Here is a 799-nt window from a genome sequence, read left to right on the forward strand (position 1 = left end):
AGCACGGTGCCAAAGCGCCGCTTGTCGTATGCGTCGACGGCGTGCAGGACCCCGGCAACCTCGGCACGATCGTCCGCAGCGCGGATGCGGTGGGGGCGACGGCCGTCGTGCTGGGACGCGGCACGGTCGATTTGTACAACCCCAAGACGGTGCGCTCGACGATGGGGTCGCTGTTCCATCTGCCGATCGTGGAGGCAGAGCTCGAGCCGCTCCTCGCGGAAGCGGGGGCGCGCGGGGTGCAACTGGTCGTGACGAGCCTGCAGGCGCAGGAATCTTGCTACGCGGTGGACTTCACCCGCGGCACTTGGTTCGTCGTCGGTAACGAAGGCCGCGGCGTGTCGGATTCGGTGGCACGTCATGTGAACCGTCATGTCATTATTCCTATGCCGGGCGGCTCGGAGTCGCTCAATGTGGCGATGGCCGCGACTGTGCTGCTGTTCGAGGCTTCGCGGCAGCGTTTGAAAACAATTATCAGTTTCTGAAACGCCTAATTATGGGCGTTTTTTTTCATCTGCACAAGGAATGGCATCGATACCTGCAAAATCTGCAGCTTTTTTGGTGGAAACCTCGACGATTGCGAGTTTACCTGTCAATACTACAGCTAATTTATTCCTAACCCCTTCAAAGGGGAAGGGAATGAGAAAAATAGCTGTAGAAATAGCAGGAAAATTGGAAAAGGGGCGGCACGAGAGGAAATAGATGCAGAAAATGCAGGTAGTAGTATGCATGACGAGAGAGAGGACTTGGCGGCTCTTATTAAGGTCGGTTCGAGACTTCTTAACAGATAAGAAAGTTCATA

1 protein-coding gene is annotated in these 799 nt (G+C 55.7%); it reads left to right on the forward strand.

Features of this window, described 5'->3' with window-relative positions; all coding sequences use genetic code 11:
• The coding region (locus PKO02S_RS32095) for a TrmH family RNA methyltransferase (protein WP_164821836.1) at window positions 1-482 on the forward strand (482 nt) is incomplete at its 5' end.
• Window positions 483-799 lie beyond the last annotated feature (317 nt).

Origin of the sequence: Paenibacillus koleovorans NBRC 103111 (genome assembly GCF_004000845.1) — a bacterium.
GTDB lineage: Bacteria > Bacillota > Bacilli > Paenibacillales > NBRC-103111 > Paenibacillus_AA > Paenibacillus_AA koleovorans.